The 25,511-nt window shown below is 72.5% G+C and carries 25 protein-coding genes, 1 tRNA gene and 1 pseudogene; 13 read left to right on the top strand and 14 right to left on the bottom strand.

Going from position 1 to position 25,511, the window contains the following annotated elements:
• Positions 1–153 precede the first annotated feature (153 nt).
• The gene (locus tag IF37_RS0122150; protein ID WP_030745168.1) at positions 154–774 is read left to right on the top strand and encodes a MerR family transcriptional regulator; all 621 of its coding nucleotides are present in this window, start codon (positions 154–156) and stop codon (positions 772–774) included.
• A gap of 42 nt (positions 775–816) precedes the next feature.
• Here IF37_RS0122150 and IF37_RS0122145 read toward each other — a convergent pair whose 3' ends face one another.
• Entirely contained in the window at positions 817–1,632 is an 816-nt protein-coding gene (locus IF37_RS0122145; RefSeq protein WP_030745167.1) for an exodeoxyribonuclease III, read from the bottom strand.
• A gap of 80 nt (positions 1,633–1,712) precedes the next feature.
• Here IF37_RS0122145 and IF37_RS0122140 point away from each other — a divergent pair, with 80 nt between their 5' ends.
• Positions 1,713–2,189, top strand: a complete 477-nt coding sequence (locus IF37_RS0122140; RefSeq protein WP_030745164.1) for a GNAT family N-acetyltransferase — start codon at positions 1,713–1,715, stop codon at positions 2,187–2,189.
• Between the two features lie 156 nt (positions 2,190–2,345).
• On the opposite strand, the gene IF37_RS0122135 is transcribed toward IF37_RS0122140, so the two are convergent.
• From IF37_RS0122135 to galU, 8 genes are all read right to left on the bottom strand, one after another.
• Positions 2,346–2,419: transfer RNA gene (locus tag IF37_RS0122135), tRNA-Ala, on the bottom strand.
• Positions 2,420–2,511: 92 nt separating this feature from the next.
• Positions 2,512–3,750, bottom strand: coding sequence for a gephyrin-like molybdotransferase receptor GlpR (gene glpR, locus IF37_RS0122130; protein WP_030745162.1), 1,239 nt, complete (start codon positions 3,748–3,750; stop codon positions 2,512–2,514).
• Positions 3,751–3,775: 25 nt separating this feature from the next.
• Complete coding sequence (locus IF37_RS44525; RefSeq protein ID WP_158727367.1) at positions 3,776–3,922, bottom strand: hypothetical protein; 147 nt, start codon at positions 3,920–3,922, stop codon at positions 3,776–3,778.
• Positions 3,923–3,932: 10 nt separating this feature from the next.
• A complete protein-coding gene (locus tag IF37_RS0122125) occupies positions 3,933–4,571 on the bottom strand; it encodes a GNAT family N-acetyltransferase (RefSeq protein WP_030745160.1) in 639 nt (212 codons plus the stop codon).
• On the bottom strand, positions 4,568–5,116 hold the full coding sequence (locus tag IF37_RS0122120; RefSeq protein ID WP_052845299.1) for a molybdenum cofactor biosynthesis protein B: 549 nt from the start codon (positions 5,114–5,116) through the stop codon (positions 4,568–4,570). Before IF37_RS0122120 ends, IF37_RS0122125 begins: the two co-directional genes overlap by 4 nt.
• Positions 5,113–5,592: a cyclic pyranopterin monophosphate synthase MoaC gene (gene moaC, locus IF37_RS0122115; protein ID WP_030745157.1), complete on the bottom strand. Its 480-nt coding sequence runs from the start codon at positions 5,590–5,592 to the stop codon at positions 5,113–5,115. The genes IF37_RS0122120 and moaC overlap by 4 nt, the downstream gene beginning before the upstream one ends.
• 138 nt (positions 5,593–5,730) lie before the next feature.
• Positions 5,731–7,053, bottom strand: coding sequence for a gephyrin-like molybdotransferase Glp (gene glp / locus IF37_RS0122110; protein WP_030745155.1), 1,323 nt, complete (start codon positions 7,051–7,053; stop codon positions 5,731–5,733).
• Positions 7,050–7,961, bottom strand: a complete 912-nt coding sequence (gene galU, locus IF37_RS0122105) for a UTP--glucose-1-phosphate uridylyltransferase GalU (RefSeq protein ID WP_030745154.1) — start codon at positions 7,959–7,961, stop codon at positions 7,050–7,052. The genes glp and galU overlap by 4 nt, the downstream gene beginning before the upstream one ends.
• Positions 7,962–8,055: 94 nt before the next feature.
• Between galU and IF37_RS0122100 the strand changes: the two genes are divergently transcribed.
• The gene (locus IF37_RS0122100; protein WP_079165830.1) at positions 8,056–8,676 is read left to right on the top strand and encodes a 5-formyltetrahydrofolate cyclo-ligase; all 621 of its coding nucleotides are present in this window, start codon (positions 8,056–8,058) and stop codon (positions 8,674–8,676) included.
• Between the two features lie 110 nt (positions 8,677–8,786).
• Here IF37_RS0122100 and IF37_RS0122095 read toward each other — a convergent pair whose 3' ends face one another.
• Positions 8,787–11,663 carry a penicillin acylase family protein gene (locus IF37_RS0122095; RefSeq protein ID WP_030745152.1) on the bottom strand — a complete coding sequence of 959 codons (2,877 nt, stop codon included), beginning with the start codon at positions 11,661–11,663 and terminating at the stop codon, positions 8,787–8,789.
• Positions 11,664–11,886: 223 nt separating this feature from the next.
• Here IF37_RS0122095 and IF37_RS0122090 point away from each other — a divergent pair, with 223 nt between their 5' ends.
• The 5 genes from IF37_RS0122090 (at position 11,887) to IF37_RS42335 (ending at position 17,279) form a co-directional block, all read left to right on the top strand.
• Entirely contained in the window at positions 11,887–13,401 is a 1,515-nt protein-coding gene (locus IF37_RS0122090; RefSeq protein WP_030745151.1) for a potassium/proton antiporter, read from the top strand.
• Positions 13,402–13,759: 358 nt separating this feature from the next.
• Entirely contained in the window at positions 13,760–15,058 is a 1,299-nt protein-coding gene (locus tag IF37_RS0122085) for an MFS transporter (RefSeq protein ID WP_030745149.1), read from the top strand.
• A gap of 68 nt (positions 15,059–15,126) precedes the next feature.
• The gene (locus tag IF37_RS0122080) at positions 15,127–15,447 is read left to right on the top strand and encodes an FmdB family zinc ribbon protein (protein ID WP_030745147.1); all 321 of its coding nucleotides are present in this window, start codon (positions 15,127–15,129) and stop codon (positions 15,445–15,447) included.
• A 120-nt stretch (positions 15,448–15,567) separates the two neighbouring features.
• Positions 15,568–16,401: an S-methyl-5'-thioadenosine phosphorylase gene (locus IF37_RS0122075; protein WP_030745145.1), complete on the top strand. Its 834-nt coding sequence runs from the start codon at positions 15,568–15,570 to the stop codon at positions 16,399–16,401.
• Between the two features lie 350 nt (positions 16,402–16,751).
• The gene (locus IF37_RS42335) at positions 16,752–17,279 is read left to right on the top strand and encodes an RcpC/CpaB family pilus assembly protein (RefSeq protein ID WP_106981826.1); all 528 of its coding nucleotides are present in this window, start codon (positions 16,752–16,754) and stop codon (positions 17,277–17,279) included.
• Between the two features lie 134 nt (positions 17,280–17,413).
• On the opposite strand, the gene IF37_RS45905 is transcribed toward IF37_RS42335, so the two are convergent.
• Positions 17,414–17,584, bottom strand: coding sequence for a hypothetical protein (locus IF37_RS45905; protein WP_253915818.1), 171 nt, complete (start codon positions 17,582–17,584; stop codon positions 17,414–17,416).
• On the opposite strand from IF37_RS45905, the pseudogene IF37_RS42330 reads away from it, so the two are divergent.
• Positions 17,502–17,783: pseudogene (locus tag IF37_RS42330) on the top strand (MscL family protein); the annotation flags it as partial. The gene IF37_RS45905 and the pseudogene IF37_RS42330 overlap by 83 nt on opposite strands.
• 174 nt (positions 17,784–17,957) lie before the next feature.
• Here the strand turns inward: IF37_RS42330 and IF37_RS0122055 are convergent.
• Positions 17,958–18,137 carry a hypothetical protein gene (locus IF37_RS0122055; RefSeq protein WP_030745137.1) on the bottom strand — a complete coding sequence of 60 codons (180 nt, stop codon included), beginning with the start codon at positions 18,135–18,137 and terminating at the stop codon, positions 17,958–17,960.
• Positions 18,138–18,241: 104 nt separating this feature from the next.
• On the opposite strand from IF37_RS0122055, the gene IF37_RS0122050 reads away from it, so the two are divergent.
• From IF37_RS0122050 to IF37_RS0122035, 4 genes are all read left to right on the top strand, one after another.
• Entirely contained in the window at positions 18,242–19,480 is a 1,239-nt protein-coding gene (locus tag IF37_RS0122050; protein WP_030745135.1) for a low temperature requirement protein A, read from the top strand.
• A gap of 63 nt (positions 19,481–19,543) precedes the next feature.
• Positions 19,544–20,569, top strand: coding sequence for a P1 family peptidase (locus tag IF37_RS0122045; protein ID WP_030745133.1), 1,026 nt, complete (start codon positions 19,544–19,546; stop codon positions 20,567–20,569).
• A gap of 183 nt (positions 20,570–20,752) precedes the next feature.
• Entirely contained in the window at positions 20,753–21,973 is a 1,221-nt protein-coding gene (locus IF37_RS0122040) for an Ig-like domain-containing protein (RefSeq protein ID WP_030745131.1), read from the top strand.
• 157 nt (positions 21,974–22,130) lie between these two features.
• Positions 22,131–22,877, top strand: a complete 747-nt coding sequence (locus IF37_RS0122035) for a DUF6227 family protein (RefSeq protein ID WP_030745129.1) — start codon at positions 22,131–22,133, stop codon at positions 22,875–22,877.
• 95 nt (positions 22,878–22,972) lie between these two features.
• On the opposite strand, the gene IF37_RS0122030 is transcribed toward IF37_RS0122035, so the two are convergent.
• Together IF37_RS0122030 and IF37_RS0122025 are read right to left on the bottom strand one after the other, a co-directional pair.
• Positions 22,973–23,224 carry a hypothetical protein gene (locus tag IF37_RS0122030; RefSeq protein WP_030745127.1) on the bottom strand — a complete coding sequence of 84 codons (252 nt, stop codon included), beginning with the start codon at positions 23,222–23,224 and terminating at the stop codon, positions 22,973–22,975.
• A 122-nt stretch (positions 23,225–23,346) separates the two neighbouring features.
• Positions 23,347–25,461 (bottom strand): fructose-specific PTS transporter subunit EIIC, encoded by a 2,115-nt coding sequence (locus IF37_RS0122025; RefSeq protein WP_030745125.1) that lies wholly within the window; start codon positions 25,459–25,461, stop codon positions 23,347–23,349.
• Positions 25,462–25,511: the final 50 nt, after the last annotated feature.

Here is a 25,511-nt window from a genome sequence, read left to right as displayed (position 1 = left end):
AGAACAGCTCCGTACCGAGCGGTAGGGGGCGGAGGAAGGAAAGTTACCGGCAGTACGCCATAGGCTGCGGGCGTGGCAGAGGACGCAGAACACCCGGAGACACGCCCGGAGACACCCGCGGGGACACCCGCGCGGGCACCGCGCGAATACCGCATGGAGGAGCTGGCCCGGCTGGCCGGCATCACCGTGCGCACCCTGCGCTTCTACCGCGAACGCAAGCTGCTCCCGCCGCCCCGCCGCGAGGGCCGCATCGCCTGGTACGACGACCACCACCTGGCCCGGCTGCGCACCATCGCGGCCCTGCTGGAGCGCGGCCACACGCTGAACGGCATCGCGGAACTCGCCGAGGCCCTGGACCAGGGCCGCGACGTCGCCGACCTGCTCGGCGTCGGCACCCCCACCGAGGAGGAACCGGTCCGCCTCACCCCCGAGGAACTGGCCGCCCGCTTCGAAGGGGAGGTCACGCCCGAGAACCTCGCCGCCGCCATGGAACTGGGCTACCTCGGCACGGACGGCGACGAGATCGTCCACATCAGCCGGCGCCTGCTGGACGTCTCCTCGGCGCTGGTCCGCGAGGGCATCCCGCTCGCCGAGGTGCTGACGGCCGCGGCCCGCGTCCGCGAACACGCCGAGGCGCTCGCGGAACTCTTCGCCGGCGTGATCCTGCGCCACGCCCCCGAGGAGGACCTCCGGCGCCTGCGCCCGCTGGCCCGCAGCGTGGTCGAGGCGGAACTCTCGCTGGCCCTGGACCGGCGGCTGAACAAGCGGGACTAGGTCAAGCCCGGGCCCGGAGGCCGTAGACGACGCGGGACCAGGTCAGGCCCGGGCCCCGAGGTCGTAGACGACCGTCACGGGCGCGTGGTCCGACCAGCGCTCGGCGTGTGTGGCCGCGCGCTCCACGAAGCCCTTGACCGCGCGGCCGGCCAGCCCGGGAGTCGCGACGTGGTAGTCGATCCGCCATCCCGAGTCGTTGTCGAAGGCCCGCCCCCGGTACGACCACCAGGTGTACGGCCCCTCCACGTCCGGGTGCAGGGCGCGCACCACGTCGACGTAACCGCCCTCCCCTTCGGCGAGGACGCCGCCGAGCCAGTCCCGCTCCTCGGGCAGGAAGCCGGAGTTCCTGGTGTTGCCGCGCCAGTTCTTGAGGTCGGCCTGCCGGTGGGCGATGTTCCAGTCGCCGCAGACGAGGACCTCACGGCCCTCGGCGGCGGAGCGCTCGCGCAGCTCCTTCAGATGACCGAGGAACTCGCCCATGAAGCGGACCTTCTCGTCCTGCCGCTCGGTGCCGACCTCGCCGGAGGGCAGGTAGAGGGAGGCGACGGTCACCCCGGGCAGCTCGGCCTCGACGTACCGTCCGCTGCCGTCGAACTCGGCGGAGCCGAAGCCGACCCGGACCCGGTCGGGTTCGCGCCGGGTGTAGAGGGAGACGCCCGCGCGGCCCTTGGCGGCGGCCGGGGCGTGCACGACGTGCCAGCCGGCGGGCTGCCGGACCTCCTCGGGCAGCTGGTGCGGCTCCGCGCGCACCTCCTGGAGGCAGACCACGTCCGCGTCCGTCCCGGCGAGCCACTCCACGAAGCCCTTCTTCGCGGCGGCCCGCAGCCCGTTCACGTTCACCGAGGTCACAGTCAGCACCAGGGCACCCTACCGGCACACTGGTCGGGGTCCGCACGATCCCGACCACCCGACGGCCGCATAGAAATACGATATACAGCATGATGATTCGCCGCGTTCGCTTCGACCACCCCGACGCCATGAAGCTCAACGACGAGGTCCAGGCCGAGTACCACGTGCGCTACGGCGACGGGGGCGACGCCACGGTCCTGGAGGCCGCCGACTTCGACCCGCCCCGAGGCGTGTACCTGATCGCGTACGACGAGTTCGACCGCCCCGTGGCCACCGGCGGCTGGCGCAGCCAGGACCGCAACGAGGAGGGCAACGAGGACGGCGACGCCGAGCTGAAGCGCATGTACGTCATAGCGGAGATGCGCGGCCGGGGCCTGGCGCGCCGGCTCCTCACGGCCCTGGAGGAGGACGCCCGCACGGCCGGGCGCGTCCGCATGGTCCTGGAGACGGGCACCAAGCAGCCGGAGGCGATCGCCCTGTACGCCTCCAGCGGTTACGAACCGTGCGCGAAGTTCGGCTACTACCGCCACCACGAGGAGAGCCTCTGCTACGCCAAGCGGCTCTGAACCGGCGCCCGCCGAAGCACCGCCCCGGACTCCCGGCGCCGGCCGCGCACAGCGGCCGGCGCACACCGGGCCCCCGCGCGCGGCCGGTCCTTCCCGCGCGCGAAACGACGAAGATCCCGACCGATCGTGATGATCGACGGGATCTTCGTCGTGCAGTGGACCTGAGGGGATTTGAACCCCTGGCCCCCTCGATGCGAACGAGGTGCGCTACCGGACTGCGCCACAGGCCCTTGCAACGAGTGAAACTCTAGCATCCCGATCCGGGTGCTCGGAAATCCGCTCCCTGACTGGTCAGGGCGTGGGTCGCCGGGAGTGACCCGGGTCACTCGTTGGCCGCGCGGGGGCGGTCGCCGTCCTCGTACTGATCGAAGAGCGGGGTGCGTCCGCGCTCACGCGCCCGGCGGGCCGAGGCCGCGGCGGAGCCCGCCCCGCGCGTGCGGGACCGGGCGGACGGGCGCGCGTCGCCGCGGCCGGCCGCCGGCTTCTCCGCGGTCGCCGGCTCGGTCCGCTCGCCCGTCTGGGCCTCCGGCACCCGGGCCGCCTCCTGCTCCGGCAGGATCGCGCTGGATCGCGCCGAGCTCCAGGTGCCGGGCGCTCCCAGGTCCACGTCGGAGGTGGCGCGCGGCGCCACGGGCGCGGTCACGTACGTCGGCAGGGGAACCGGCACCGGTTCCCAGCTGTCCCCGTGTCCGGGCCGCCGCTGCCGCTCCCGCTGCTGGTCGACCCACTCGGCGTGGTCGGTCTGCTCGACCAGCGCGCGCCGGTCGGCGGCGAGCGCGGCCAGACCGGTGTCGGTACCGGCGTCCCTCGGCTCGGCCGGCTCGGCCGCGGCGGTCTCCTCCTCCACGGGCGTCCGCCGGCGCGGCAGGCGCTCGCGCAACCGCTGGGCCGCGGCCTCGGCCCGCTGGCGGTCCATCTGGTAGGCGAAGCGGCGCCGCTCCTGCGTCCGCAGGTAGGCGATGTAAGCGCTGAGCAGTACGGCCGGGACGCCGGGCACCCAGAGGAAGGCGAGCCCGCCGACGGCGGCGACGATCGCGCCGGCCGTGAAGGCGACGAAGAGCAGCACGGTGGTGCGCCGACGGCGTGCGAGCACCTTCGAGCGCTGGGCGCGTGCCGCGGCCGTCTGCGCCGAGGGCGCGCGCCGCGCCACCGGTTCACGCTGCGGTGCGGGCACGGGGGCCGGCTCGGGCGCCGGCCCGGGCACCGGTGCGGGCGTCTGCTCCGGCGGCGCCGGTTCGGTGCCGCCGGGCGTCCCGGGCTCGGCGTCCGCACCGGGCTGGCGGCGGGTCGGAGGCACGGCGAAGGCCCGGACGTCCACCGAGTCGGTGACGGCGTCCGGATCGACGGCGCCCGGCTCCCCCTCCAGGGTGGAGCGCGCCCGCAGGTCCCTGGCGTACCGGCGCTCCATGCCCGCCCGTCCGGAAAGCAGCCGGATGGCGGTGCTGAAGCGTTCCGTCGGACGGGCCTCGTTCAGCTCGTCCTGCCTACGGAGCCACATCGGCACCAAGTAGGCGGCCCAGGCCCCGACAATGACTGCGTAGATGAGGCCGCTGCTGCTCACGCCTCACACCGTAGAGGGGTTTGCGTCAGAGCATCCGCCAATTGGGCCGGTGTGTCGCACGATCTGGCTGATATTTCCAGCATCTTTTGCGACCGCCGCCGATCGGCGAACCACCGCCCGCGATGAATTCCGGCGCCTCGGGATGACCGGAGGCCGATTCAATTTCGAACATATATTCAATTTCACGGGCTGTCGGTGCGCTGGTTCCCCCGTGAGCGAGCCCGGTGCCACCGCGCGAGCAACCCGTCGGACACCTCTTCCGCGGTGAGCGCGAAGACGAGATGGTCGCGCCAGGCGCCGTCGATGTGCAGATATCGCGGCCGGAGCCCCTCCTCGCGGAATCCGAGTTTCTCCACGACGCGGCGGCTCGGCCGGTTCTCCGGGCGAATGCAGACCTCGATGCGGTGCAGCCCGACGACGCGGAAACAGTGGTCCACGGCCAGTGCGACCGCCGTCGGCATCACCCCGCGGCCGGCCACCGCCTCGTCCACCCAGTAGCCGATGTGCCCCGAGCACATAGAGCCCCAGGTGATCCCGGCGACCGTCAGCTGGCCGACGAGCTGCCCCCGGTATTCCACGACGAACGGCAGCATCCGGCCCGCGCCGGCCTCGGCGCGCAGGTGCCGGACCATCTGGCGGTAGGTCGGCCGGTGCGCGACCGGCCCGCTGGGCGTGGGCGGCGGGATGGTCGCCTCCCAGGGGCGCAGCCAGTCGCGGTTGCGCCGGTTCACCTCGCGCCAGGCCCGCTGGTCGCGCAGCTTTATCGGCCGGAGGACGACATCGCCGTCCGCCAGTACGGCGGGCCAGGAAGGGGTGTTCAGCTCGCACCCCCACTGCCCGGTCCGGGATGGTCGCCGCCGCGGATCTGGTCGACGGCGTGGACCAGCAAGGGCTCCAGCACGGCGAGGCCGTCGCGCACCCCGCCGGTCGAGCCCGGCAGGTTGACGATCAGCGTCCGTCCGGCCACTCCCGCCAGGCCCCGGGAGAGCGCGGCGGCCGGCACCTTCGCCCGGCCGTGGGCGCGGATGGCCTCCGCGATGCCCGGCACCTCGTAGTCGATCACCGCGCGGGTCGCCTCGGGGGTGCGGTCGGTGGGCGAGACGCCGGTGCCGCCGGTGGTGACGACGACGTCGTACGCCGCCGCCACGGCCGTCCGCAGCGCCGCCTCCACCGGAGCCCCGTCCGGCACCACCCGCGGCCCGTCCACGGCGAACCCGAGGGCTTCGAGGCCCCGCGCGATCAGCGGGCCGCCCCGGTCCTCGTAGACGCCGGCGGCGGCCCGGTTGGAGGCGGTGACGACCAGCGCGGCGTACGGCGCCCGCCGCGCGCCCCCGCTCGTGTCGTCAGCCGTGTCGTCGAAGGTCATGCCCGGCTCCAGTCGCCCGACTTGCCGCCCGTCTTCTCCTCCACCCGTACGTCCGTGATGACCGCTCCCTTGTCGACCGCCTTGACCATGTCGATCACGGTCAGCGCGGCGACCGTCACCGCGGTGAGGGCCTCCATCTCGACGCCCGTGCGGTCCGTCGTCCGCACGGTGGCCTGGATCTCCACGGCGTCGTCCGCGACCGACAGGTCCAGTTTCACACCGGACAGCGACAGCGGGTGGCACAGCGGGATCAGGTCCGGGGTCCGCTTGGCGCCCATGATCCCGGCGATCCGCGCGGTGGCGAGCGCGTCCCCCTTGGGCACGCCCTCGCCGCGCAGCAGTTCCACCACGCGCGGTGCGACGAGGACCCGGCCGCTGGCACGGGCGGTGCGCGCGGTCACGTCCTTCCCGGAGACGTCGACCATGCGGGCCGCCCCCGCCTCGTCGATGTGCGTCAGTCGGTCCTGCGTACTCATGGCTGTGGCGCTCCCGGTCCCGGCCCGGCGCGCTGCTGAGCGCGGGCCTGCTGTGCGCGACACGGTACCGCCAAGCCGGCGCGCGCAGCGGACCAGGACCGGCCCGTGGACGGGCGGGCACGCGTGCGTGCGCGCCCGTCAGCCGAGCGGGACGACCTCCACCTCGGCGCCGGGCTCCAGGGACTCGACTTCCTCGGGCACGACGATCAGCGCGTCGGACTGCGCGAGCGCCGCGATCAGGTGGGACCCGGCACCCCCGACGGGGGTCACCTCGTCACCGGCGTACGCGCCGCGCAGGAACTGGCGGCGGCCCTTCGGCGAGCGGAGCGCCGCGTCCGCCTTCAGGACGGCCCGCACGCGGGGCCGGTGCACGTCCGTGAGCCCCATCAGGGCGCGGACGGCGGGACGGACGAACAGCTCGAAGGAGACGTACGACGAGACCGGGTTGCCGGGCAGGGCCAGCACGGGGGTGTGGTCGGGGCCGATGGAGCCGAAGCCCTGGGGCTTGCCCGGCTGCATGGCGAGCTTGCGGAACTCCACGCCGCCGCCCGCCTCGTCCTCGTCGCCGACGTACGACAGCGCCTCCTTGACGACGTCGTACGCGCCCACGCTCACCCCGCCGGTGGTCACCAGCAGGTCCGCGCGGATCAACTGGTCCTCGATGGTGGAGCGCAGCGTCTCGGCGTCGTCGGCGACGGCGCCCACCCGGTAGGCGATGGCACCCGCGTCCCGCGCGGCGGCGGTCAGGGCGAAGCTGTTGGAGTCGTAGATCTGGCCCCTGGCCAGTTCCTCGCCGGGCTGCACGAGTTCGCTGCCGGTGGAGAGGACCACCACGCGCGGGCGCGGGCGCACCCGGACCGTGCCGCGGCCGATGGCGGCGAGCAGCGCGATCTGCTGCGGGCCGAGGACCGTCCCGGCCTCCAGGGCCCGCTCGCCGGCCCGCACGTCGCTGCCCTCCGCCCGCACGTGCGCGCGTGCCTCGGCCGGGCGGTACACGTGGACGTGGCCCTCGGCGCCCTCGGGCGCCAGGCTGCGCGCCCGCATGCCGGTCACCGGCCCCTCGCCGAGCCCGCCGTCGGTCCACTCCACGGGGACGACGGCCTCGGCGCCGGGCGGCAGCGGCGCGCCGGTCATGATCCGCGCGGCCTGCCCGGGGCCGACCCGCACCGGGTCGGCCGCGCCCGCCGCGACGTCCCCGACGACCTCCAGGACGGCCGGGAACTCCTCGCCGGCGCCCGCCACGTCCGCGACCCGCACCGCGTACCCGTCCATCGAGCTGTTGTCGAACGGCGGCAGGGACACCGGCACCGTGACGTCGTCGACCAGGACACAGCCCTGGGCGTCGAGCAGTTGCAGCTCGATGGGTTCGAGGGGGCGGACGGTCGAGAGGATGTCCTCCAGGTGCTCGTCCACCGACCACAGGTCGTCCGGGCCGGCGGGGCGGGTCGCGGCGCTGCTCAAGATTCCTGCATCTCCTCGGCTACGTAACTGCGAAGCCAGGTCCGGAAGTCCGGTCCCAGGTCTTCACGTTCGCACGCGAGCCGGACGATGGCACGCAGGTAGTCGCCGCGGTCGCCGGTGTCATAGCGGCGGCCCTTGAAGACGACGCCGTGCACCGGGCCGCCGACCTTCTCGTCCTGCGCGAGCTGCTGGAGGGCGTCGGTGAGCTGGATCTCGCCCCCGCGGCCCGGCTCGGTCTGGCGCAGTATGTCGAAGACGTGCGGGTCGAGGACGTAACGGCCGATGATCGCGTAGTTCGACGGGGCGTCCGCCGGGTCCGGCTTCTCCACCAGCCCGGTCACCTTCACCACGTCACCCTCGGACGTGGTCTCCACGGCCGCGCAGCCGTAGAGGTGGATCTGCTCGGGAGCCACCTCCATGAGGGCGATCACACTGCCGCCGTGCTGCTCCTGGACCTCGATCATGCGTCGCAGCAGCGGGTCCCGCGGGTCGATCAGGTCGTCGCCGAGGAGGACGGCGAACGGCTCGTGGCCGACGTGCGGGGCGGCGCACAGCACGGCGTGGCCGAGCCCCCTGGGGTCGCCCTGGCGGACGTAGTGCATGGTGGCCAGGTCGCTGGACTCCTGCACCTTCGCGAGCCGTTCGGCGTCGCCCTTCTTCTGGAGCGCCGACTCCAGCTCGTAGTTGCGGTCGAAGTGGTCCTCGAGCGCGCGCTTGTTGCGTCCGGTGATCATGAGGACGTCGTCGAGCCCCGCCGACGCGGCCTCCTCGACCACGTACTGGATCGCCGGCTTGTCGACTACCGGCAGCATCTCCTTGGGAGTGGCCTTGGTGGCCGGCAGGAACCGGGTGCCGAGACCGGCTGCGGGAATGACAGCCTTGCTGATCCTGGGGTGGGACTGAGTCATGCCCGCCACAATATCCGGTGCCTTCGCTCGGAATCTGGGGCTCCGGTGGCTTGACCCTCATATGACCTGCATTAAGAAGGGTACGAGAACACCAGTGGCACACGGCGGACGTACGGACGAGCCTGACAAGCGCGGGTTGCGGAGACATCTCCTCTCGGTAAGGAACAGGTTGACGGCGGACGACCTCGGGGAGACGGGCCGCGCGCTGGCCGAGCGCGCCCTGGAGCTGCCCGAGCTGGCGGGGGCGCGCACGGTGGCGGCGTACGTCTCCGTGGGGACCGAACCGGGCACCCCCGCCCTGCTGGACGCGCTGCGCACGCGGGGGGTGCGTGTCCTGCTGCCCGCGCTGCTGCCCGACAACGACCTGGACTGGGGGGAGTACGCCGGTCCGGACTCCCTCGCACCGGTCCGGCACGCGGGGCGGATGGCGCTCTTCGAGCCGTCCGGCGCGCGCCTCGGGCCGGACGCCGTGACGGCCGCGGACGTCGTACTGCTGCCCGGACTCGCGGTGGACGCGCGCGGGATGCGCCTGGGGCGCGGCGGCGGGTCGTACGACCGCGTACTGGCCCGACTGGAACGCGCCGGCGCCCGCCCCCGGCTCGTGGTGCTGCTGTACGACAGGGAGGTCGTCGCCCGGGTCCCGGCCGAGGCGCACGACAGGCCGGTGCACGCGGTGGTGACGCCGTCGGGGGTGCACCGCTTCGCGCGCCCCTGACCGGACGGTCCGCCCCTCCCCTGCCCCGGGCACCGAAACGGCCCTCCACGCGCGCGTGGAGGGCCGTCTCAGTGGTGTGCCGGGGACTTCAGGGCTTCGTCAGGGCTTCCTCAGGGCTTGAGGACGAGGGTGTCGCTCGTGCTCTTGTCCACGGCCTTGGCCGAGAACGACCAGGGCAGCAGCTCGCCCTTGGCCCACTTGCCGGTCTGGTCGGTGTAGTGCGCGCTGAAGGCGTGCCCGGAGGCGCCGGCCAGGTTGATCCACTTGGACTTGTCGAGGTCGGCGAGGTTGACCACCATCCGCATGGACGGCACCCAGACGACGTTGTAGCCGCCGGCGGCGTTCCAGCCGCTGGCGTTCACCGCGGCCTCGCCGCCGCTGAGCTTCCAGGGGCCGCGGTTCAGCAGGTACTGGAGGACCTTCGGACCCTCGGTGCCGAGCGTCTGGTTCTTCAGGAACAGCCGGTGCAGCCGGCCCCAGCTCCAGGTGTCGATGTCCTTGCCGAGCTTGGCGGTCAGCTCCCAGCGGGCGTCGATCATGGCGCGGGCGAACAGCTGGTCGCGGTTGGCGGCCTTGGGCCGGGTGCCCGACGCGGGGGTCTTCCACCAGTCGCTGTCCGGCTTGTCCATCAGGGTGCGCACGACCTCGAACCAGCGGTCGCCGCCGTCCGGCTGCGCCTGGTCGGCGTCGCGCTGACCGCACTCGCGCACCTTGGTGTCGTCGTCCACCGGGCCGGTGCTGTCGATCTTGTCGACCCACAGGCACTGTCCCTTGACGCGCACCTCCTTGGGCAGCTTGTTGCCGAAGGCGAGCTTGAGGATGTTGCGCCAGACCGAGTTGAAGTACGCGGCGGCCGCGGAGTCGGCGTCCTGGGTGTAGTCCCAGCCCTCCAGCAGCTTCTGCGCCTGGCGGACCTCCGGGTCGTCGAGGTTGATCTTCAGCAGCTTCGGCACCAGCAGCTTGGCGATCTCGCTGCTGTTGTCCATCTGCATCTGCCGCATGTCGTCGGTGGAGATCTTGCCGCCGTCCTTGATCTTGGACTCGATCAGGTCGGTGATGCGCTGGCTGCGGGTGCCGTAGCCCCAGTCCGTGGTGAGCGTGTAGGGGTACTTGTCCGGGTCGACCACGGCCTGGTTGGCGGTGACGATGTAACCGCGGTCCGGGTCGTACTCGTAGGGCAGCTCGTCCTGCTTGATGAAGCCCGTCCAGCGGTACTTCGAGTCCCAGCCCGGCGCCGGGACGGCACCGGCGTCCTTGGCGGACCGCGTGGGGATCTTGCCGGGCAGCGTGTAGCCGATGTGGTTGTCCGTGCCGGCGTAGACCAGGTTCTGCGACGGGACGTCGAACAGGGCCGCCGCCGCGCGGAAGTCGCCCCAGCCGGCCGCCTTGTCGAGGGCGAACACGGCGTCCATGGAGGTGCCCGGGTCGAGCGCGGTCCACCGCAGGGCCACGCCGTAGCCGTCACCCCGGTCGGGGGCGGCGGCGTTCACGGACGCCTTCCTGCCGACCTGGACGAGTTCGTCGTCACGGTCGGACAGCAGCGGCATCCCGTCCTGGGTCTGGCGGACGACGATCGTCTTGGCCTTGCCGCCGGCGACGTCGATGGTCTCCTCGCGGGTCTTGAACGGCCGGACCTTGCCGTCGTACAGGTAGCCGTTGGCGCTGACCTTCTCCAGGTACAGGTCGGTGACGTCGACACCGGAGTTGGTCATGCCCCAGGCGATCTTGCCGTTGTGACCGATGATCACACCGGGCATCCCGGCGAACGTGTAGCCCGTGACGTCGTACTGGCACTTGGCGGAGACGGTCCGGCAGTGCAGGCCCATCTGGTACCAGACGGACGGCAGGGACGCCGACAGGTGCGGGTCGTTGGCGAGCAGCGGCTTGCCGGTGATGGTGTACTTCCCGGCGACCACCCAGGAGTTGGAGCCGATGCCCTGGCCGTTCACGCCGACGGCCGCGGGGAGGTCGTCCATGACCTCGGTGAAGCCGCCCAGCTGGCTGCCGAGGGAGGTTCCCGTCCCGGTGGGGCCGGTGGTTCCGGTCGTGCCGGTTGCGCCCTGGGTGGTGCCGGTGGTGCCGGTGGTGCCAGCCGTGCCGGTGGTTCCGGTCGTGCCGGTGGTGCCCGTCGTACCGGTCGTACCGGTCGTACCGGTCGAGCCCTGGGAGCCCGTGGCGCCGCTCTGCTGGAAGGTCTTGGTCAGCTCGTCGTACCGGCCGTCCTGCACGATCGGCTTGTTGCGGCCGGCCGGGTAGGCCGGGTACAGGTCCTGGATCTGCTGCGGGCCGAGGCGGCTGGTCATCAGGGCGCGGTCGATCTCGTCGCGCATGTTGCCGCGCAGGTCCCAGGCCATCGCCTTCAGCCACGAGACGGAGTCGACCGGGGTCCACTGGGCCGGCTTGTAGTCGTTGGTGAGGCCGAGGGCCGCGTACTCCAGGGAGATGTCCTTGCCCTCGCGGCCCTGGAGGTAGGCGTTGACGCCCTTGGCGTACGCCTGGAGGTACTTCTTCGTGGAGTCCGACAGCTTGGTCTTGTACTCCTGCTCGGCGACCCGGTCCCAGCCGAGGGTGCGCAGGAACTCGTCGTTCTTCACCTGGCCCTTGCCGAACATCTCCGACAGGCGGCCGGAGGTCATGTGCCGGCGCACGTCCATCTCGTAGAACCGGTCCTGCGCCTGGACGTAGCCCTGCGCCATGAACAGGTCCTCGTCGGAGGAGGCGTAGATCTGCGGGATGCCGTAGCCGTCCCGCTTGACGTCGACCGGCCCGGACAGGCCGTCGAGCTTGATCGTGCCGGTGGTCTGCGGGAAGGAGGCGCGGACCGTGCTGATCGACCAGTACGCCCCGTAGGCGATGCCCGCGATGACGGCGAGAACCAGGACCAGCACGAGCAGTCGGGCTTTGCGCCCCTTCTTCCTGCCGGACTTGACGGACGTGGCACCCGTGGTGGCGGTGTCACCCGTTGTGGCGGTGGTATTGGGGGGCATCGCTGTCCTTGCTGTCCTAACGCGAGCGGCAGGTCGGGCTGTGACTTTGAATGAGCGCTGGAGCAACCATAGGCGCAGGGCCCCGTGCCGCTTGACGCGGAGTCGGGAACGAGCGCGTACGAGCGTTCGATCTTGCCCTGTGAACGTCAAGAAAGCGTCAAGAGTTAGGTAAGGTAACGAAGTAACCGGACATCCCCGGCCAGGCTCCGAGGAGGAATGCCCGCTGACTGTTCACCACCTCAACCAGCTCCTGCTCATCTGCTCCCTCGTGCTGCTCGTCGCCGTGGCGGCCGTCCGGATCTCCTCACGCAGTGGGCTCCCCAGCCTGCTCGTCTACCTGGGGATCGGCGTCGTCATGGGCCAGGACGGCATCGGCCACATCCACTTCGACAGCGCCGCGGTGACGCAGGTCATGGGATACGCGGCCCTGGTCGTGATCCTCGCCGAGGGCGGCCTCGGCACGAAGTGGAAGGAGATCCGCCCGGTCCTGTCCTCCGCCTCCGTCCTCGCGACGGTGGGCGTCGCGGTCAGCGTGGGGGTCACCGCGGTGGGCGCGCACTACCTGGTCGGGCTGGAGTGGCGGCAGGCGCTCATCATCGGGGCGGTGGTGTCGTCCACGGACGCGGCGGCGGTCTTCTCGGTCCTGCGGAAGATCCCCCTGCCCGCGCGCGTGACGGGCACGCTGGAGGCGGAGTCCGGCTTCAACGACGCCCCGGTGGTCATCCTGGTCGTCGCCTTCTCCACGGCCGGCCCGGTCGAGCACTGGTACGTCCTGCTGGGCGAGATAGTCCTGGAACTGGCCATCGGCGCGGCGATAGGCATCGCCGTGGGCTGGTTCGGCTCCTGGGGGCTCCGGCACGTGGCGCTGCCGGCGTCCGGCCTCTACCCGATCGCCGTGCTCGCCATCGCCGTCAGCGCGTACGCCGCCGGCGCCCTCGGGCACGGCAGCGGCTTCCTCGCCGTCTACCTGGCCTCCATGGTGCTCGGCAACGCGCGGCTGCCCCACTGGCCCGCCACCCGCGGCTTCGCCGAGGGGCTCGGCTGGATCGCCCAGATCGGCATGTTCGTCGTCCTCGGCCTGCTGGTCACCCCGCACGAACTGGGCGACGACGTGGTGCCCGCCCTGGTCATCGGGCTGGTGCTGACCATGGTGGCCCGGCCGCTCAGCGTGGTCCTCAGCCTGGCGCCGTTCCGGGTGCCCTGGCCGGAACAGGCCCTGATGTCATGGGCCGGGCTGCGCGGCGCCGTGCCCATCATCCTGGCGACCATCCCCATGGTGAACGGCGTCTCCGGCAGCCGCCGCGTCTTCAACATCGTCTTCGTCCTGGTCGTCGTCTACACCCTGCTCCAGGGTCCGACCCTGCCCTGGCTGGCCCGCAAGCTCCGGCTGGGCGAGCAGGGCGAGGCCGCCGACCTCGGCATCGAGTCGGCGCCCCTGGAGCGGCTGCGCGGGCACCTGCTGTCCGTCACCGTCCCCGAGGGCTCCCGGATGCACGGCGTGGAGGTCAGCGAGCTGCGGCTGCCGCCCGGCGCGGCCGTCACCCTCGTCGTACGCGAGGGGAAGTCGTTCGTGCCGCTGCCCTCGACGGTGCTGCGCCGGGACGACGAACTGCTGGTCGTCGCCACCGACCCGGTCCGCGACGCGGCGGAACGGCGGCTGCGCGCGGTCGCCCACGGCGGCAAGCTGGCGGGCTGGCTGGGCACGGACGGCGACGCGGGCCGCGGGGCCGCGTCGTAGCGCTCGGCCGCGGGGCGCGCTCGGTCGCGTCATAGCGCTCGGCCGCGGATCGCGCTCGGTCGCGTCGCAGCGCTCGGCCGCGGGGTCGCCTCATGGCGCTCAGCTGCCGGGAAATCCCAGGTGACCCCGCGCACGGTGCTCGTTTTCACAGCCGCGCGACGCGGTGATCCCTGTACGATGAAGGCGCACCCTGATCGAACCAACTCTGCCTGACGCAGAGCTGGCGCGACCGTATGGCGGCCGGGACTCCCCACCCGCAGTGGGCGCCGGCATCTACCGCAGTCCGCGCAAGAGGACAGCTCTCGGCGCCCGGCCCGCACGGGGTCCGCGCGCTACCAGGCGGCAGAAAGGCACGGCCGTGGGATCCACGGTCACCACCACCGAACCGGAGAAGACCCCGCCGGCGTCCTCCCGCCCCGGGTACGGCCGGCTGCTGCGCACCCGCGGCGCCTGGACGTTCCTGCTCCCCGGCTTCGCGGCGCGCCAGCCGTTCGCGATGCTCACCATCTCGATCGTGCTGCTCGTCCAGCACACCACCGGCTCGTACGGCGCCGCGGGTGCCGTCGCGGCCGCCACCGGCGTCTCCATGGCCTTGTTCGCCCCCTACAGCGGCCGGCTCGCCGACCGCTACGGCCAGCGCGCGGTACTGGTCCCCGGCGTGCTGGTGCACACGGTCTCCGGGCTCTCCCTGACGGCGCTCGCGCTGGCGCACGCGCCCTTGTGGGCGCTGTTCCTGGCGGCCGTCCCGACCGGCGCCTCCGTGCCGCAGGTCGGCCCGATGGTCCGGGCCCGCTGGGGTGTGCGGCTCCAGGGCTCGCCCCTGATGAGCACCGCGGCGGCGTTCGAGTCGGTCACCGACGAGCTGACCTTCGTCTTCGGGCCGCTGCTGGCCACCGCGCTGTGCACCGCCGTGACGCCGGCCGCGGGTCTGGTGACGGAGGGCGCCCTGACCCTGGTCGGCGGTCTGCTGTTCGCCGCGCGGAAGAGCACCCAGCCGCCGGTGGCCGGCGCGGACGGGCACGCGCGCCTGCGGCACGCCTCGGCCCTGCGCATCCCGGGCGTGCGCGTGCTGATCGTGACCTTCCTGGGCATCGGTTCGGTCTTCGGCGGCATGCAGGTGTCGCTCGCCGCCTTCACGGAGTCGATCGGCGAGCCCGGCCTGAACGGCGTGCTGTACGGCGTGTTCGCCACCGGCAACATGCTGTCCGGCATCGTCTGCGGCGCCATCGCCTGGAAGGCGGCTCCGCGGAAGCGGATGGTCGTCGGTTACACGGCGCTCGCACTGGCCGCGTCCGCCCTGTGGACGGCGCACTCCGTGCCGCTGCTCGCCGCGCTCGGCCTGCTGGTCGGCATGTGCATCGCGCCGTCGCTGATCACCGGCTACACGCTGGTCGAGGCCCTGGTCCCGGCCGGTGCCCGCACCGAGGCGTTCACCTGGCTGACCGGCGCGGTGGCGCTCGGCCAGGCCGCCGCCGTCACGGTCTCCGGACAGCTGGAGGACCGGCTGTGGGACGGCGCGGGATTCCTGGTGCCCATGGCCGGCACGGTGCTCGCGCTGGTGACCCTGGTGGCCCTCGCGTCGAGGCTGGTCCCGCCGCACCGGAACCACCCGGTCGCGCGTGGCGTCGGTCACCGCGTCCCGGTGACGGTGGACTGATCCCCGGGAATACGTCACTATGGACCGTCGTTAGCACTCATTGAGTGAGAGTGCCAGGAGGAAGACAAGTGCCGACCTACCAGTACCAGTGCACCGAGTGCGGCCAGGGCCTCGAGGCGGTGCAGAAGTTCACCGACGACGCCTTGACCGTGTGCCCCAACTGCGGCGGCCGCCTGAAGAAGGTGTTCTCCGCGGTCGGCATCGTTTTCAAGGGCTCCGGGTTCTACCGCAACGACTCCCGCGGCTCCACGTCGAGCAGCACCCCGGCGTCGAAGCCGGCCGGCTCGTCGTCCGACGCGAAGTCGTCCGACTCCAAGACGTCCGACTCGAAGACGTCCTCGTCGTCGTCCTCGTCGTCGTCGAGCTCCGCCAGCAGCTCCGCCGCCTGACATCTCCCGCTCCGGACCCTGCCGTCGTGCGACGGCAGGGTCTTCGGCGTTCCCGGCAGGGTCTTCGGGGTTCCCGGCAGCGGCTGCCCCGCGGCGCCACGGCCCGCTAGTGTGCTGGTCATGGCGAACGCAGAGATCGGCGTAATCGGCGGTTCGGGGTTCTACTCCTTCCTCGACGACGTGACCGAGGTCCAGGTGGACACCCCCTACGGAGCGCCCAGCGACTCCCTCTTCCTCGGGGAGATCGCCGGCCGGCGGGTCGCCTTCCTGCCCCGGCACGGCCGCGGCCACCACCTGCCGCCGCACCGCATCAACTACCGCGCCAACCTGTGGGCCCTGCGCTCGGTCGGGGTCCGGCAGGTCCTGGGCCCGTGCGCGGTGGGCGGGCTGCGCCCCGAGTACGGCCCGGGCACCCTGCTGGTGCCGGACCAGTTCGCGGACCGTACGAAGACCCGCGCGCAGACCTACTTCGACGGGCTGCCGCTGCCCGACGGCACCGTGCCGAACGTCGTGCACGTCTCCATGGCCGACCCCTACTGCCCCACCGGACGGTCCGCCGCGCTGAAGGCCGCCCGCGGGCGGGACTGGGAGCCGGTGGACGGCGGCACGCTGGTCGTGGTCGAGGGACCGCGGTTCTCCACGCGCGCGGAGTCCCTGTGGCACCAGGCCCAGGGCTGGTCGGTGGTGGGCATGACCGGCCATCCCGAGGCGGCGCTCGCCCGCGAGCTGGAGCTGTGCTACACCTCGCTGACCCTGGTCACGGACCTGGACGCGGGTGCCGAGACCGGCGAGGGCGTCTCGCACGAGGAGGTGCTGCGGGTGTTCGCGGCCAACGTGGACCGGCTGCGCGGCGTCCTGTTCGACGCGGTGGCGGCACTGCCGGAGACCGGCGCGCGGGACTGCCTGTGCGCCGACGCGCTCGGCGGGATGGACCCGGGGTTCCGGCTGCCGTAGGGGGTTCGGGTTCCGGCTGCCCAGGGGCGGGGCGCTCCGCAGGCAGGAGAGCGGGGGCGCTCCGCAGGCGTGGGGCAGGGGCGCTGCGTTGGGCGCGCGGTCCGCCCCGACCAGGGCGGATGAGCGGAACTCCTCCTTCGGGTGAGCGAGTTGTCCACAACCGGCGCGCGGTCCACCGGCACCGGCGGGATCCGGCGCGAGGCGTCATCGTGACATCGCAAGCCGAAGCCCCCGTCGCAGGCGGTGATCCCATGCCCAGCTCGCCCACGCCCACGCCCTCGTACTCGCCCTCGCCCTCCCGGAACCTCTCCTCGGCCTCTCCCCGTTCCCCCTTCCCGCCACCCTTCCGATTGCCGCGCCCGCTGGGCACGGACGCCCCGGCGACCTGCGAGGTGCCGCCCTTCACCCCGGTGCGGGTGCGCGGCGGCCGGTACCGGGCGCCACGGCGACGCGGCCGGGCCGTCGCGGCGGGGCTCGCGGTGACCGCCGCGGCACTGGTGGCCGCGGGACCCGGGACCGGGGCGCGGCCGCACGACGAGGGGCGGTCGCCCGGGCACCGGGTCGCGGACCCCGTACGACGGCACGCCCCGGCGGAGCCGGTGTCGGGTCCGGTGTCGGCTCCGGTGCGGATCGCCGACGCCGCCACGGTGCGGCTGCTCCGGCCCGGTGACCGGGTGGACGTCGTCGCGGCGCCGGACCCGTCCGCCGGGAGCGGGGCCCGCGTGCTCGTGCGCGGCGCGCGGGTGACGGCGGTGCCGGAGCCGCCGGACGGCACGGCCGAGAACGGGGCGCTGGTCGTGCTGTCGGTGCCCCGGGCGACGGCGGCCCGGCTGGTCGGCGCGAGCACCACCACACGGCTGGCGGTGACGCTGTGCTGAACACTCCGGCACGCAACCTTGGCGGCTCGCTGTCAAGTCGCTCGATCGAGGGATGGAATTCGACACGATGGCCGTACCGTGCCGTAGGTTGCGGAGCGTTCCCTTCCACCCCCTGTGCATACGAGGAGAGTCCCCTAGGTGAGCGCGAAGAAGGAACCGAGCGTCTGGCACGGCTTCAAGGCCTTCCTGATGCGCGGCAACGTCGTCGATCTGGCGGTCGCGGTGGTCATCGGCGCGGCCTTCACGAACATCGTCAACTCGTTGGTGAAGGGGATCATCAACCCGCTGGTCGGGGCGATCGGCACGCAGAACCTCGACAACTACAGCACCTGTCTGAAGGACCCGTGCAAGGTGGCCGCGGACGGCACGGTCCAGAGCGGTGTGCCGATCCTGTGGGGCTCCGTCCTGGGAGCCACGCTCACCTTCCTGATCACCGCAGCGGTGGTGTACTTCCTGATGGTCCTGCCGATGTCGAAGTACCTGGCCCGGCAGGCGGCCCGGAAGGCAGGTCGGATCAGGCCGCGGCGTCCGGTGCGGTGCATCGCAAGGCGGAGGATCACCCGCGTACTGGGCGTACTCGGGTGGTCCGACAACGCGGCGAGGCACCGTGCCGGGCGTCGCGGACCCGGGCTGATCCAAACGAAACCCCCTAGGGGACCCCGGCGCCGCGGCGGGTGCTCACAGGTGGTGGGGCGGCTTCTCGTCCAGGAAGCGCTTCAGGTCGGCGGCGCTGTCGCCGCCGCCCGGGCGGTCGCCCCATCCGCGGTCGGTGTCGTCCGAGGACTGCTGGTCCAGCGGGTCGTCGAAGACCAGCGCGGGCTTCGGGGCGCGCGGCTCGGGTTCCGGGGCGGTGCTCATGCCTCAAGGGTACGGCTCCGGCGGTGCCGGTCCGGCGGGCCGGCCGCCCCCCTCGGGCGGACGCGCACGGGATTTCGTGGCCGATTTCTGCTGTGCTGGGAACCATGACGCCGAGTTCCGCTTCCGCTCCCGCCTCCCCGGGTGCCCCGCAACCCCCGAACCCCCTGCGCCGGCTCACCGCGCGCGGACGCCACGAGGCGCACCGCGTCGCGTCCCCGCTGGAGCTGTTCTTCGACCTGTGTTTCGTCGTGGCGATCGCGCAGGCGGGCGTGCAGCTGGTGCACGCCGTCGCCGAGGGGCACGCGGGCCGCGGGATCCTCGACTACGCGATGGCGTTCTTCGCCATCTGGTGGGCGTGGATGAACTTCAGCTGGTTCGCCTCGGCGTACGACAACGACGACGCGCTCTACCGGATCGTCACCCTGGTGCAGATCGCCGGCGTCCTGGTCCTGGCGGCCGGCATCTCCCGGGCCTTCTCGCACCACGACTTCCTGCTGGTCTGGCTCGGCTATGTGATCATGCGGCTGGCGATGGCCGCGCAGTGGCTGCGGGCGGCCGGATCCGCTCCGGGCGCGGAGCGGACCATGGCGCTGCGCTACGCGGGCGGCGTGCTGCTGTGCCAGGTGGGCTGGGCCGGGCTGGTGGTGCTGCCCGAACCGGCGCGGCCCTGGGTGTTCCTGGTGATGGCGGCCCTGGAGCTGTGCGTGCCGCTGTACGCCGAGAAGGACCACGAGACCTCCTGGCACCCGCACCACATCGCCGAGCGGTACGGCCTGTTCACCATCATCGTGCTCGGCGAGACGATCGCCGCGGCCACGGTCGCCGTGAAGTCGGCCGTGGACGAGCACGGCTCGACGGGCGAGTTGCTGCCCATCGCGGGGGGCGGACTATTGATCGTCTTCTCCGCGTGGTGGATCTACTTCGTGGTCCCCATCCACGGTCATCTGCGCTCCAGCGGGCGCGCGTTCATCTGGGGCTACGGGCACTACCTGGTCTTCGCCTCGGCGGCGGCCATCGGCGCGGGCCTGGAAGTGGCCGTGGAGCAGGCGGTGGGCAAGGCGCACATCTCCACCCTGTCCGCCTCGGCCGCCGTCACCCTGCCGACGGCGCTGTACCTGCTGACCGTCTGGACACTGCACTCCCGCCACTTCAAGGTGGGCATCGCCCAGCAACTGGTGCTGCCGATCGCGGCGCTGCTGGTGATCTGCTGCACCTTCCTGGGCGAGTGGGCGGTGCTCGCGGCGGGGCTGGTCGCCTCGGCCGCGGTGGCGGCCGGGGTGCTGCTGACGGCGCGTGGGGCCGGTCGGCAGCGGCGGGCGGACGCCACCGCTCCGGCCGGCTGAGCCCGCGGAGGAGCGCCGGGAAGTGCGCCGGGAAGTCCACCGCGCTGGGCCAGACTGGCGTGCATGAGAGCTGACGCATTGACGGACGTCGCCGGAGTGCGGGTGGGGCACGCCACCCGCACCGGTGACGGCTGGCTCACCGGCACCACGGTCGTCCTCGCACCCGAGGGGGGTGCCGTCGCCGCCGTGGATGTGCGCGGCGGCGGCCCCGGCACCAAGGAGACCGACGCGCTGGACCCGCGCAACCTCGTGCAGAAGGTGGACGCGGTCGTGCTGACCGGGGGCAGCGCGTACGGGCTGGACGCGGCGTCGGGGGTGATGGCCTGGCTGGAGGAGCGGGGGCGGGGCGTGCTGGTGGGGCCGGATCCGGCGCACGTCGTGCCGGTGGTGCCCGCGGCGTGCGTCTTCGACCTGGGGCGCGGCGGGGACTTCCGGGCGCGTCCGGACGCGGCGACGGGACGGGCGGCGGTGGAGGCCGCGGCGGCGAGCGCGCCGGGCGGACGGGTGCCGGAGGGCTGCGTGGGCGCCGGCACGGGTGCCGTCACCGGGCGGCTCAAGGGCGGGGTGGGCACCGCGAGCACGGTGCTGGACTCGGGGATCACCGTGGCCGCGCTGGTGGTCGCGAACGCCGCCGGGGCGGTGCTGGATCCGGACACGGGGGTGCTGTACGGGGATTTGTTCCAGGGGCGGGTGGCCTATCCGGAGGACCGTGTGCACGCGGCCGCGTGCCGGCGGCTGGACGAGGTCGCCGCGCGGAACGCGCCGCCGCCGCTCAACACGACGCTGGCGGTGGTCGCGACGGACGCCGGCCTGTCCAAGGCACAGGCGCAGAAGCTGGCGGGCACGGCGCACGACGGCATCGCGCGCGCGGTGCGGCCGGTGCACCTCCTGCACGACGGGGACACGGTGTTCGCGCTGGCGACCGGCGCCCGTCCGCTCGACGCCCGCCCGGAGGCGTTCAACGCCGTCCTGGCCGCCGGCGCGGATCTCGTGACGCGCGCGATCGTCCGGGCCGTGCGCGCGGCCGAGACGGTGGACGGGCCGGGCGGAATGTGGCCGTCGTACGGGGAGTTGTACGGGCGGGGATAGCGACGGTGCCCGCTCCGGCAGGTGCGGCGGAGAGGGCCGGCGGGGGCTTCCGGGACGGGATTGTCGCGGTTCTGTCACGTGATGACCTTCGAGTGGTGCCGGAGGGAACCTTCTCCGGCACCGGTGCCCTCTATCCCCACGACTGGAACGGATCACTCACCTCACACGAATCTGGAGCAGCCCGTGACAACGCCGGACATTGCAGCGCGGCGCGTACTCGGGGCCTGTGCCGCCCTGATGGTCGGCGCCCTCACCCTGACGGCCTGCGGCGGCAGTGCCAACGCGAACAGCGACGACGACAAGGGCGGCAAGGGTGCCGCCAAGACGTCGACCGCGAAGATAGCCATATCGGCCAAGGACGGTTCGACCGGGGCGTCCATCAACGCCACCGGGGTCAAGGTCAGCGACGGCAAGCTGACCGAGGTGAAGATGACCGTGGCGGGCTCGGGAGAGGCGGTGCCCGGGGCGATATCGGGGGACGGCCACGACTGGAAGCCGAAGCAGCGGCTGGAGCGCGGGACGAAGTACGAGATAAACGCGACCGCGCAGGACGCCGAGGGGCGCCCCGCGGCGGCCAACTCCATCTTCACCACCGTCACCTCGGCGGACAGCTTCATCGGCACCTACACGCCGGACAACGGCACGACGGTCGGGGTGGGCATGCCGGTGTCCTTCACCTTCGACAAGTCGATCACCGACAAGAAGGCCGTGCAGTCGCACATCACGGTCCGCTCCAGCAGCGGCCAGCAGGTGGCCGGGCACTGGTTCGGCAGCCAGCGGCTGGACTTCCGGCCGCAGGACTACTGGAAGGCCGGCTCCAAGGTCACGCTCGACATCGACCTGGACGGGGTCGAGGGCGCGAAGGGCGTCTACGGCGTGCAGAAGAAGACCGTCTCCTTCACCATCGGCCGGTCGCAGGTCTCCACGGTCGACGTCAACACGCAGACCATGACGGTCGTCCGGGACGGCAAGACGTTCAAGACGGTGCCGATCTCGGCGGGCAGCCCGCAGCACACCACGTACAACGGCCAGATGGTGATCTCGGAGAAGTTCGTGCAGACCCGCATGAACGGCTCGACGGTCGGCTTCGGCGGCGAGTACGACATCCCGGACGTGCCGCACGCGATGCGGCTGACGACGTCGGGGACGTTCATCCACGGCAACTACTGGTACAACAAGGGCAACCCGCCGTTCGGGCGGGAGGGCACCAGCCACGGCTGTGTCGGCCTCGCGGACGTGCAGGGGGCGCAGGGCGCCACGTCCGCCAAGTGGTTCTACGACAACTCGCTCATCGGGGACGTCGTGATCGTCAAGAACTCCCCCGACACCACGGTCTCCCCCGACAACGGCCTCAACGGCTGGAACATGTCGTGGAGCGCCTGGACCGCCGGGAGTGCCGCCTGAGCGGCGGGTTTTGACAGGTCGACGGGCCACGCGGGAACTTTTCGCGTGGCCCGCGCGTTTTCCCGGCGTACGTTTTCTCGGTTCCCGGACATGATGTCCGACCGAGGGGCTACGGTATGCACCCACAAGGTGACATGCAGCAACGCCGGGAGATGCCTTGAGCGTTCCGTACGAGACCACAGCGTACGAACCAGCCGAGTCGCCCGAGTCTCCGGAGGAGCATCTCGTGCGGCTCCTCGGTCGTGCCCTGAACTCCTTCGAGCTGCCCGACGAGGTGATAAGGCGACTCGACTGCGCACTGGCGTACGACAGTTCGCTGCACTCCGCCTACCACAGCTCGGGACTGCACCGTGAGACGTACCGGCACACCTGGCTGCTGGCCGACGGCTGCGCGGTCACGCTGTGGGAGCTGGTGCACAACGCCGTACCGGGCGGCCCTTCGGACCACGAGGTGTACGCCGACGAGGAGGAGTTGCAGACCGCGGCGGGACGGCTCGGTCTGCCGCCGAACACGCGGGACTTCGAGCTGCCCGCGCTGATGCGGCTGTGGGCGGTCCCCGAGCCCCGGCACATGTACGCCTCCGACGACTCGGCGGACCACGCGCGCCGACTGCTGCGCCGTGCGGAAAACCCCGACTGCCCCGGTACGGAGACGGCGGCGCTGCTGGCGACGGCGACCGCGCACGAGATCACGCAGGCGTTCGGGCGGCCCGGGCGGGCCGGCCGGTCGGGCCTGAGCTACGCGCTGTACGAGCACGCCTTCCTGCTGCCGGACGGCACCGAGACCTCCCTGTGGGAGGTGGAGCACACGGCCACCCCCGACGGGCGCCACATGTGCGAGGTGTATATGTCGGAGGACGCGGCCCGGGACGCCATGGAGCGGCGCGCGGCGCGTCAGGGGTGACGGACGGCGGCGCCGCGGCCCCTCGGAGACGGTGGCGATGGACGGCGGCACGCCCCGTGTCCGCCGGATGCCGGAGGTCGCGGGTCGCCGTGCGGTCAGCCGCCCGCGAGTCGCCGTACCAGGCCCGCGAACGCGTCCCGTTCGGCGGGAGTCAGCTCGACGGCCTCCCGCGGGGGGCCCACCCGGTTCTGCCGCGGCAGGGCCGGGAGCAGGGTCGCGGGGCGCCGGACGACGCCCTGAAGGGTCGCACGGCGCAGGACGCGCAGCAGGACACCGGTCCACACGACGGCCGCCACGGCGAGGACGGTCGCGCCGATCAGCTGGAGGGTCGGGGCGTGCTCAGGCATACGTACCAGTACACACCACGGTCCGGGACTTTGGCCCCGGACCGTGATGTATCTCGCAGGTGCCGTGAACAACTCACAGCGAACTAAAGGGACAAGGAGCGTCGGGGGGAAGGGACGCCCCGTCAGGCCGCTATGGGCTGCCCGGTTCCCTTCGTCGTGCCGGCCGGGTCCGCGGTGGAGCCGGCGGCGGCGGACTCCGGTGCCCGCGTGCGCAGCCCCTTGAGGAGCACCACCAGCGCGGTGGTGACGCACACACCGGCCGCGATGGCCACCAGGTACAGGAACGGGTTGCCGATCAGCGGGACCACGAAGACGCCGCCGTGCGGGGCGCGCAGGGTGGCGCCGAAGAGCATCGACAGGGCGCCGGTGAGCGCGCCGCCCACCATGGAGGACGGGATGACCCGCAGCGGGTCGGCCGCCGCGAACGGGATCGCGCCCTCGGAGATGAAGGAGGCGCCCAGTACCCAGGCGGCCTTGCCGTTCTCCCGCTCGGTCGTAGTGAAGAGCCTGCCGCGCACGGTGGTGGCCAGGGCCATCGCCAGCGGCGGCACCATGCCGGCCGCCATCACCGCGGCCATGATCTTCATGGCCGAGTCGCTGGGATCGGCGACGGCGATGCCGGCGGTGGCGAAGGTGTAGGCGACCTTGTTGACCGGGCCGCCCAGGTCGAAGCACATCATCAGGCCGAGCAGGGCGCCGAGCAGGACGGCGTTGGTGCCGGTGAGGCCGCCCAGCCAGTCGGTGAGGCCCTTCTGGGCGGAGGCGATCGGCTTGCCGATCACCACGAGCATCAGGAAGCCGACGACCGCCGAGGAGAGCAGCGGGATGACCACCACCGGCATGATGCCGCGCATCACCGGGGGTATCCGCACCCGTTGGATCGCCAGCACCACCCCACCGGCGATCAGACCGGCCGCCAGGCCGCCGAGGAAGCCCGCGTTGATGTCCAGGGCGATCGCGCCGCCCACGAATCCGGGGACGAGACCGGGCCGGTCCGCCATGCCGTAGGCGATGTAACCGGCCAGGACCGGGACGAGGAACTTGAAGGCGACGCCGCCGATCTGGAACAGCAGGGCGCCCCAGCTGTCGGTCTGCGTCCACACGAAGTGGTCCATGACCGAGGGTGCCTTGTTGACCTGCCAGCCGCCGATCGCGAAGCCCAGGGCGATGAGGAGGCCGCCGGCGGCGACGAACGGGACCATGTAGCTGACGCCGGACATCAGCCACTTGCGGAGCTTGGTGCCGTAGCCCTCGGTGGAGTCGCCGGCGCGCTCGACCGGCGTGCCGGCGGGCGTGTGCGCCGGAGCGCTCACCTCGCCGCGCGCCGCCTTCCCACGGACCTCCGTGATGAGTTCGGCGGCACGGTTGATGCCCGCCTTCACCCCCACGTCCACGGTCGGCTTGCCCGCGAAGCGGTCCTTGTCGCGCACGGGGACGTCGTGCGCGAAGATCACGCCGTCCGCCGCCGCGACCACCGCCGGGTCCAGCCGGGCGAAGCCGGCCGAGCCCTGTGTCTCGACGACCAGTTCGACGCCCGCCTCCCGGCCTGCGTTCTCCAGGGACTCGGCCGCCATGTAGGTGTGGGCGATGCCGGTCGGGCAGGAGGTGACGGCGACGATGCGGAAGGGGCGCCCACCGGAGCCGTCCTCGGCACCAGTGCCGGTACCGGCGACCGCGGGATCGTCGGCTTCCGGGGTGCGCGCCGTACTGCCCGCCGCGGCGCCGGTGGAGGCCGCCACCGGCGCCGCGGCGGTGTCCTCGGGGGCGCTCGCGACCGCCCGGGCGTCCGAGGGCGTCATGTCCCCCCGGATCAGCGCCGCCGCCGTACGCGCGTCGCCCACCGCCCGCAGCGCCGCGGTGAACTCGGCGTTCATCAGCTGGCGGGCGAGGGAGGAGAGGATCGTGAGGTGGGCGTCGTCGGCGCCGGCGGGGGCCGCGATCAGGAAGATCAGGTCGGCCGGGCCGTCCGCGGCGCCGAAGTCGATGCCGGCGGCGCTGCGGCCGAACGCCAGGGTCGGCTCGGTGACATGGGCGCTACGGCAGTGCGGGATGCCGATGCCGCCGTCGAGACCGGTCGGCATCTGGGCCTCACGGGCGGCGACGTCGGCGAGGAAGCCCTCCAGGTCGGTCACCCGGCCCCGGGCCACCATCCGTGCGGCGAGGGCACGGGCCGCCGCTTCCTTGGTGTCGGCGGACAGGTCGAGGTCGACCAGGTCCGCGGTGATCATGTCACTCATCGCGGGCTCCTCTGCTCGCGTATCGCCCGGGGAGCGGGGTGGGCGGGAGG

It is taken from the genome of Streptomyces sp. NRRL S-31 (assembly GCF_000718775.1).
Taxonomy (GTDB): Bacteria; Actinomycetota; Actinomycetes; order Streptomycetales; family Streptomycetaceae; genus Streptomyces.
The sequence above is the reverse complement of the archived record's forward strand: the minus strand, read 5'-3'. Positions and strand labels throughout refer to the sequence as shown.

Bases quoted from the DNA above. Each gene is read 5' to 3' on its own strand.
- moaC (WP_030745157.1), bottom strand. From the start codon at position 5,592: ATGAGTACGCAGGACCGACTGACGCACATCGACGAGGCGGGGGCGGCC.
- IF37_RS0122045 (WP_030745133.1), top strand. From the start codon at position 19,544: ATGAGAGCTGACGCATTGACGGACGTCGCCGGAGTGCGGGTGGGGCAC.
- IF37_RS0122025 (WP_030745125.1), bottom strand. From the start codon at position 25,461: ATGAGTGACATGATCACCGCGGACCTGGTCGACCTCGACCTGTCCGCC.
- IF37_RS0122055 (WP_030745137.1), bottom strand. From the start codon at position 18,137: ATGAGCACCGCCCCGGAACCCGAGCCGCGCGCCCCGAAGCCCGCGCTG.
- galU (WP_030745154.1), bottom strand. From the start codon at position 7,961: ATGACTCAGTCCCACCCCAGGATCAGCAAGGCTGTCATTCCCGCAGCC.
- IF37_RS0122150 (WP_030745168.1), top strand. From the start codon at position 154: ATGGAGGAGCTGGCCCGGCTGGCCGGCATCACCGTGCGCACCCTGCGC.
- IF37_RS0122095 (WP_030745152.1), bottom strand. From the start codon at position 11,663: ATGCCCCCCAATACCACCGCCACAACGGGTGACACCGCCACCACGGGT.
- IF37_RS0122120 (WP_052845299.1), bottom strand. From the start codon at position 5,116: ATGACCTTCGACGACACGGCTGACGACACGAGCGGGGGCGCGCGGCGG.
- IF37_RS0122050 (WP_030745135.1), top strand. From the start codon at position 18,242: ATGACGCCGAGTTCCGCTTCCGCTCCCGCCTCCCCGGGTGCCCCGCAA.
- IF37_RS0122030 (WP_030745127.1), bottom strand. From the start codon at position 23,224: ATGCCTGAGCACGCCCCGACCCTCCAGCTGATCGGCGCGACCGTCCTC.
- IF37_RS0122075 (WP_030745145.1), top strand. From the start codon at position 15,568: ATGGCGAACGCAGAGATCGGCGTAATCGGCGGTTCGGGGTTCTACTCC.
- IF37_RS0122140 (WP_030745164.1), top strand. From the start codon at position 1,713: ATGATGATTCGCCGCGTTCGCTTCGACCACCCCGACGCCATGAAGCTC.
- IF37_RS44525 (WP_158727367.1), bottom strand. From the start codon at position 3,922: ATGTTCGAAATTGAATCGGCCTCCGGTCATCCCGAGGCGCCGGAATTC.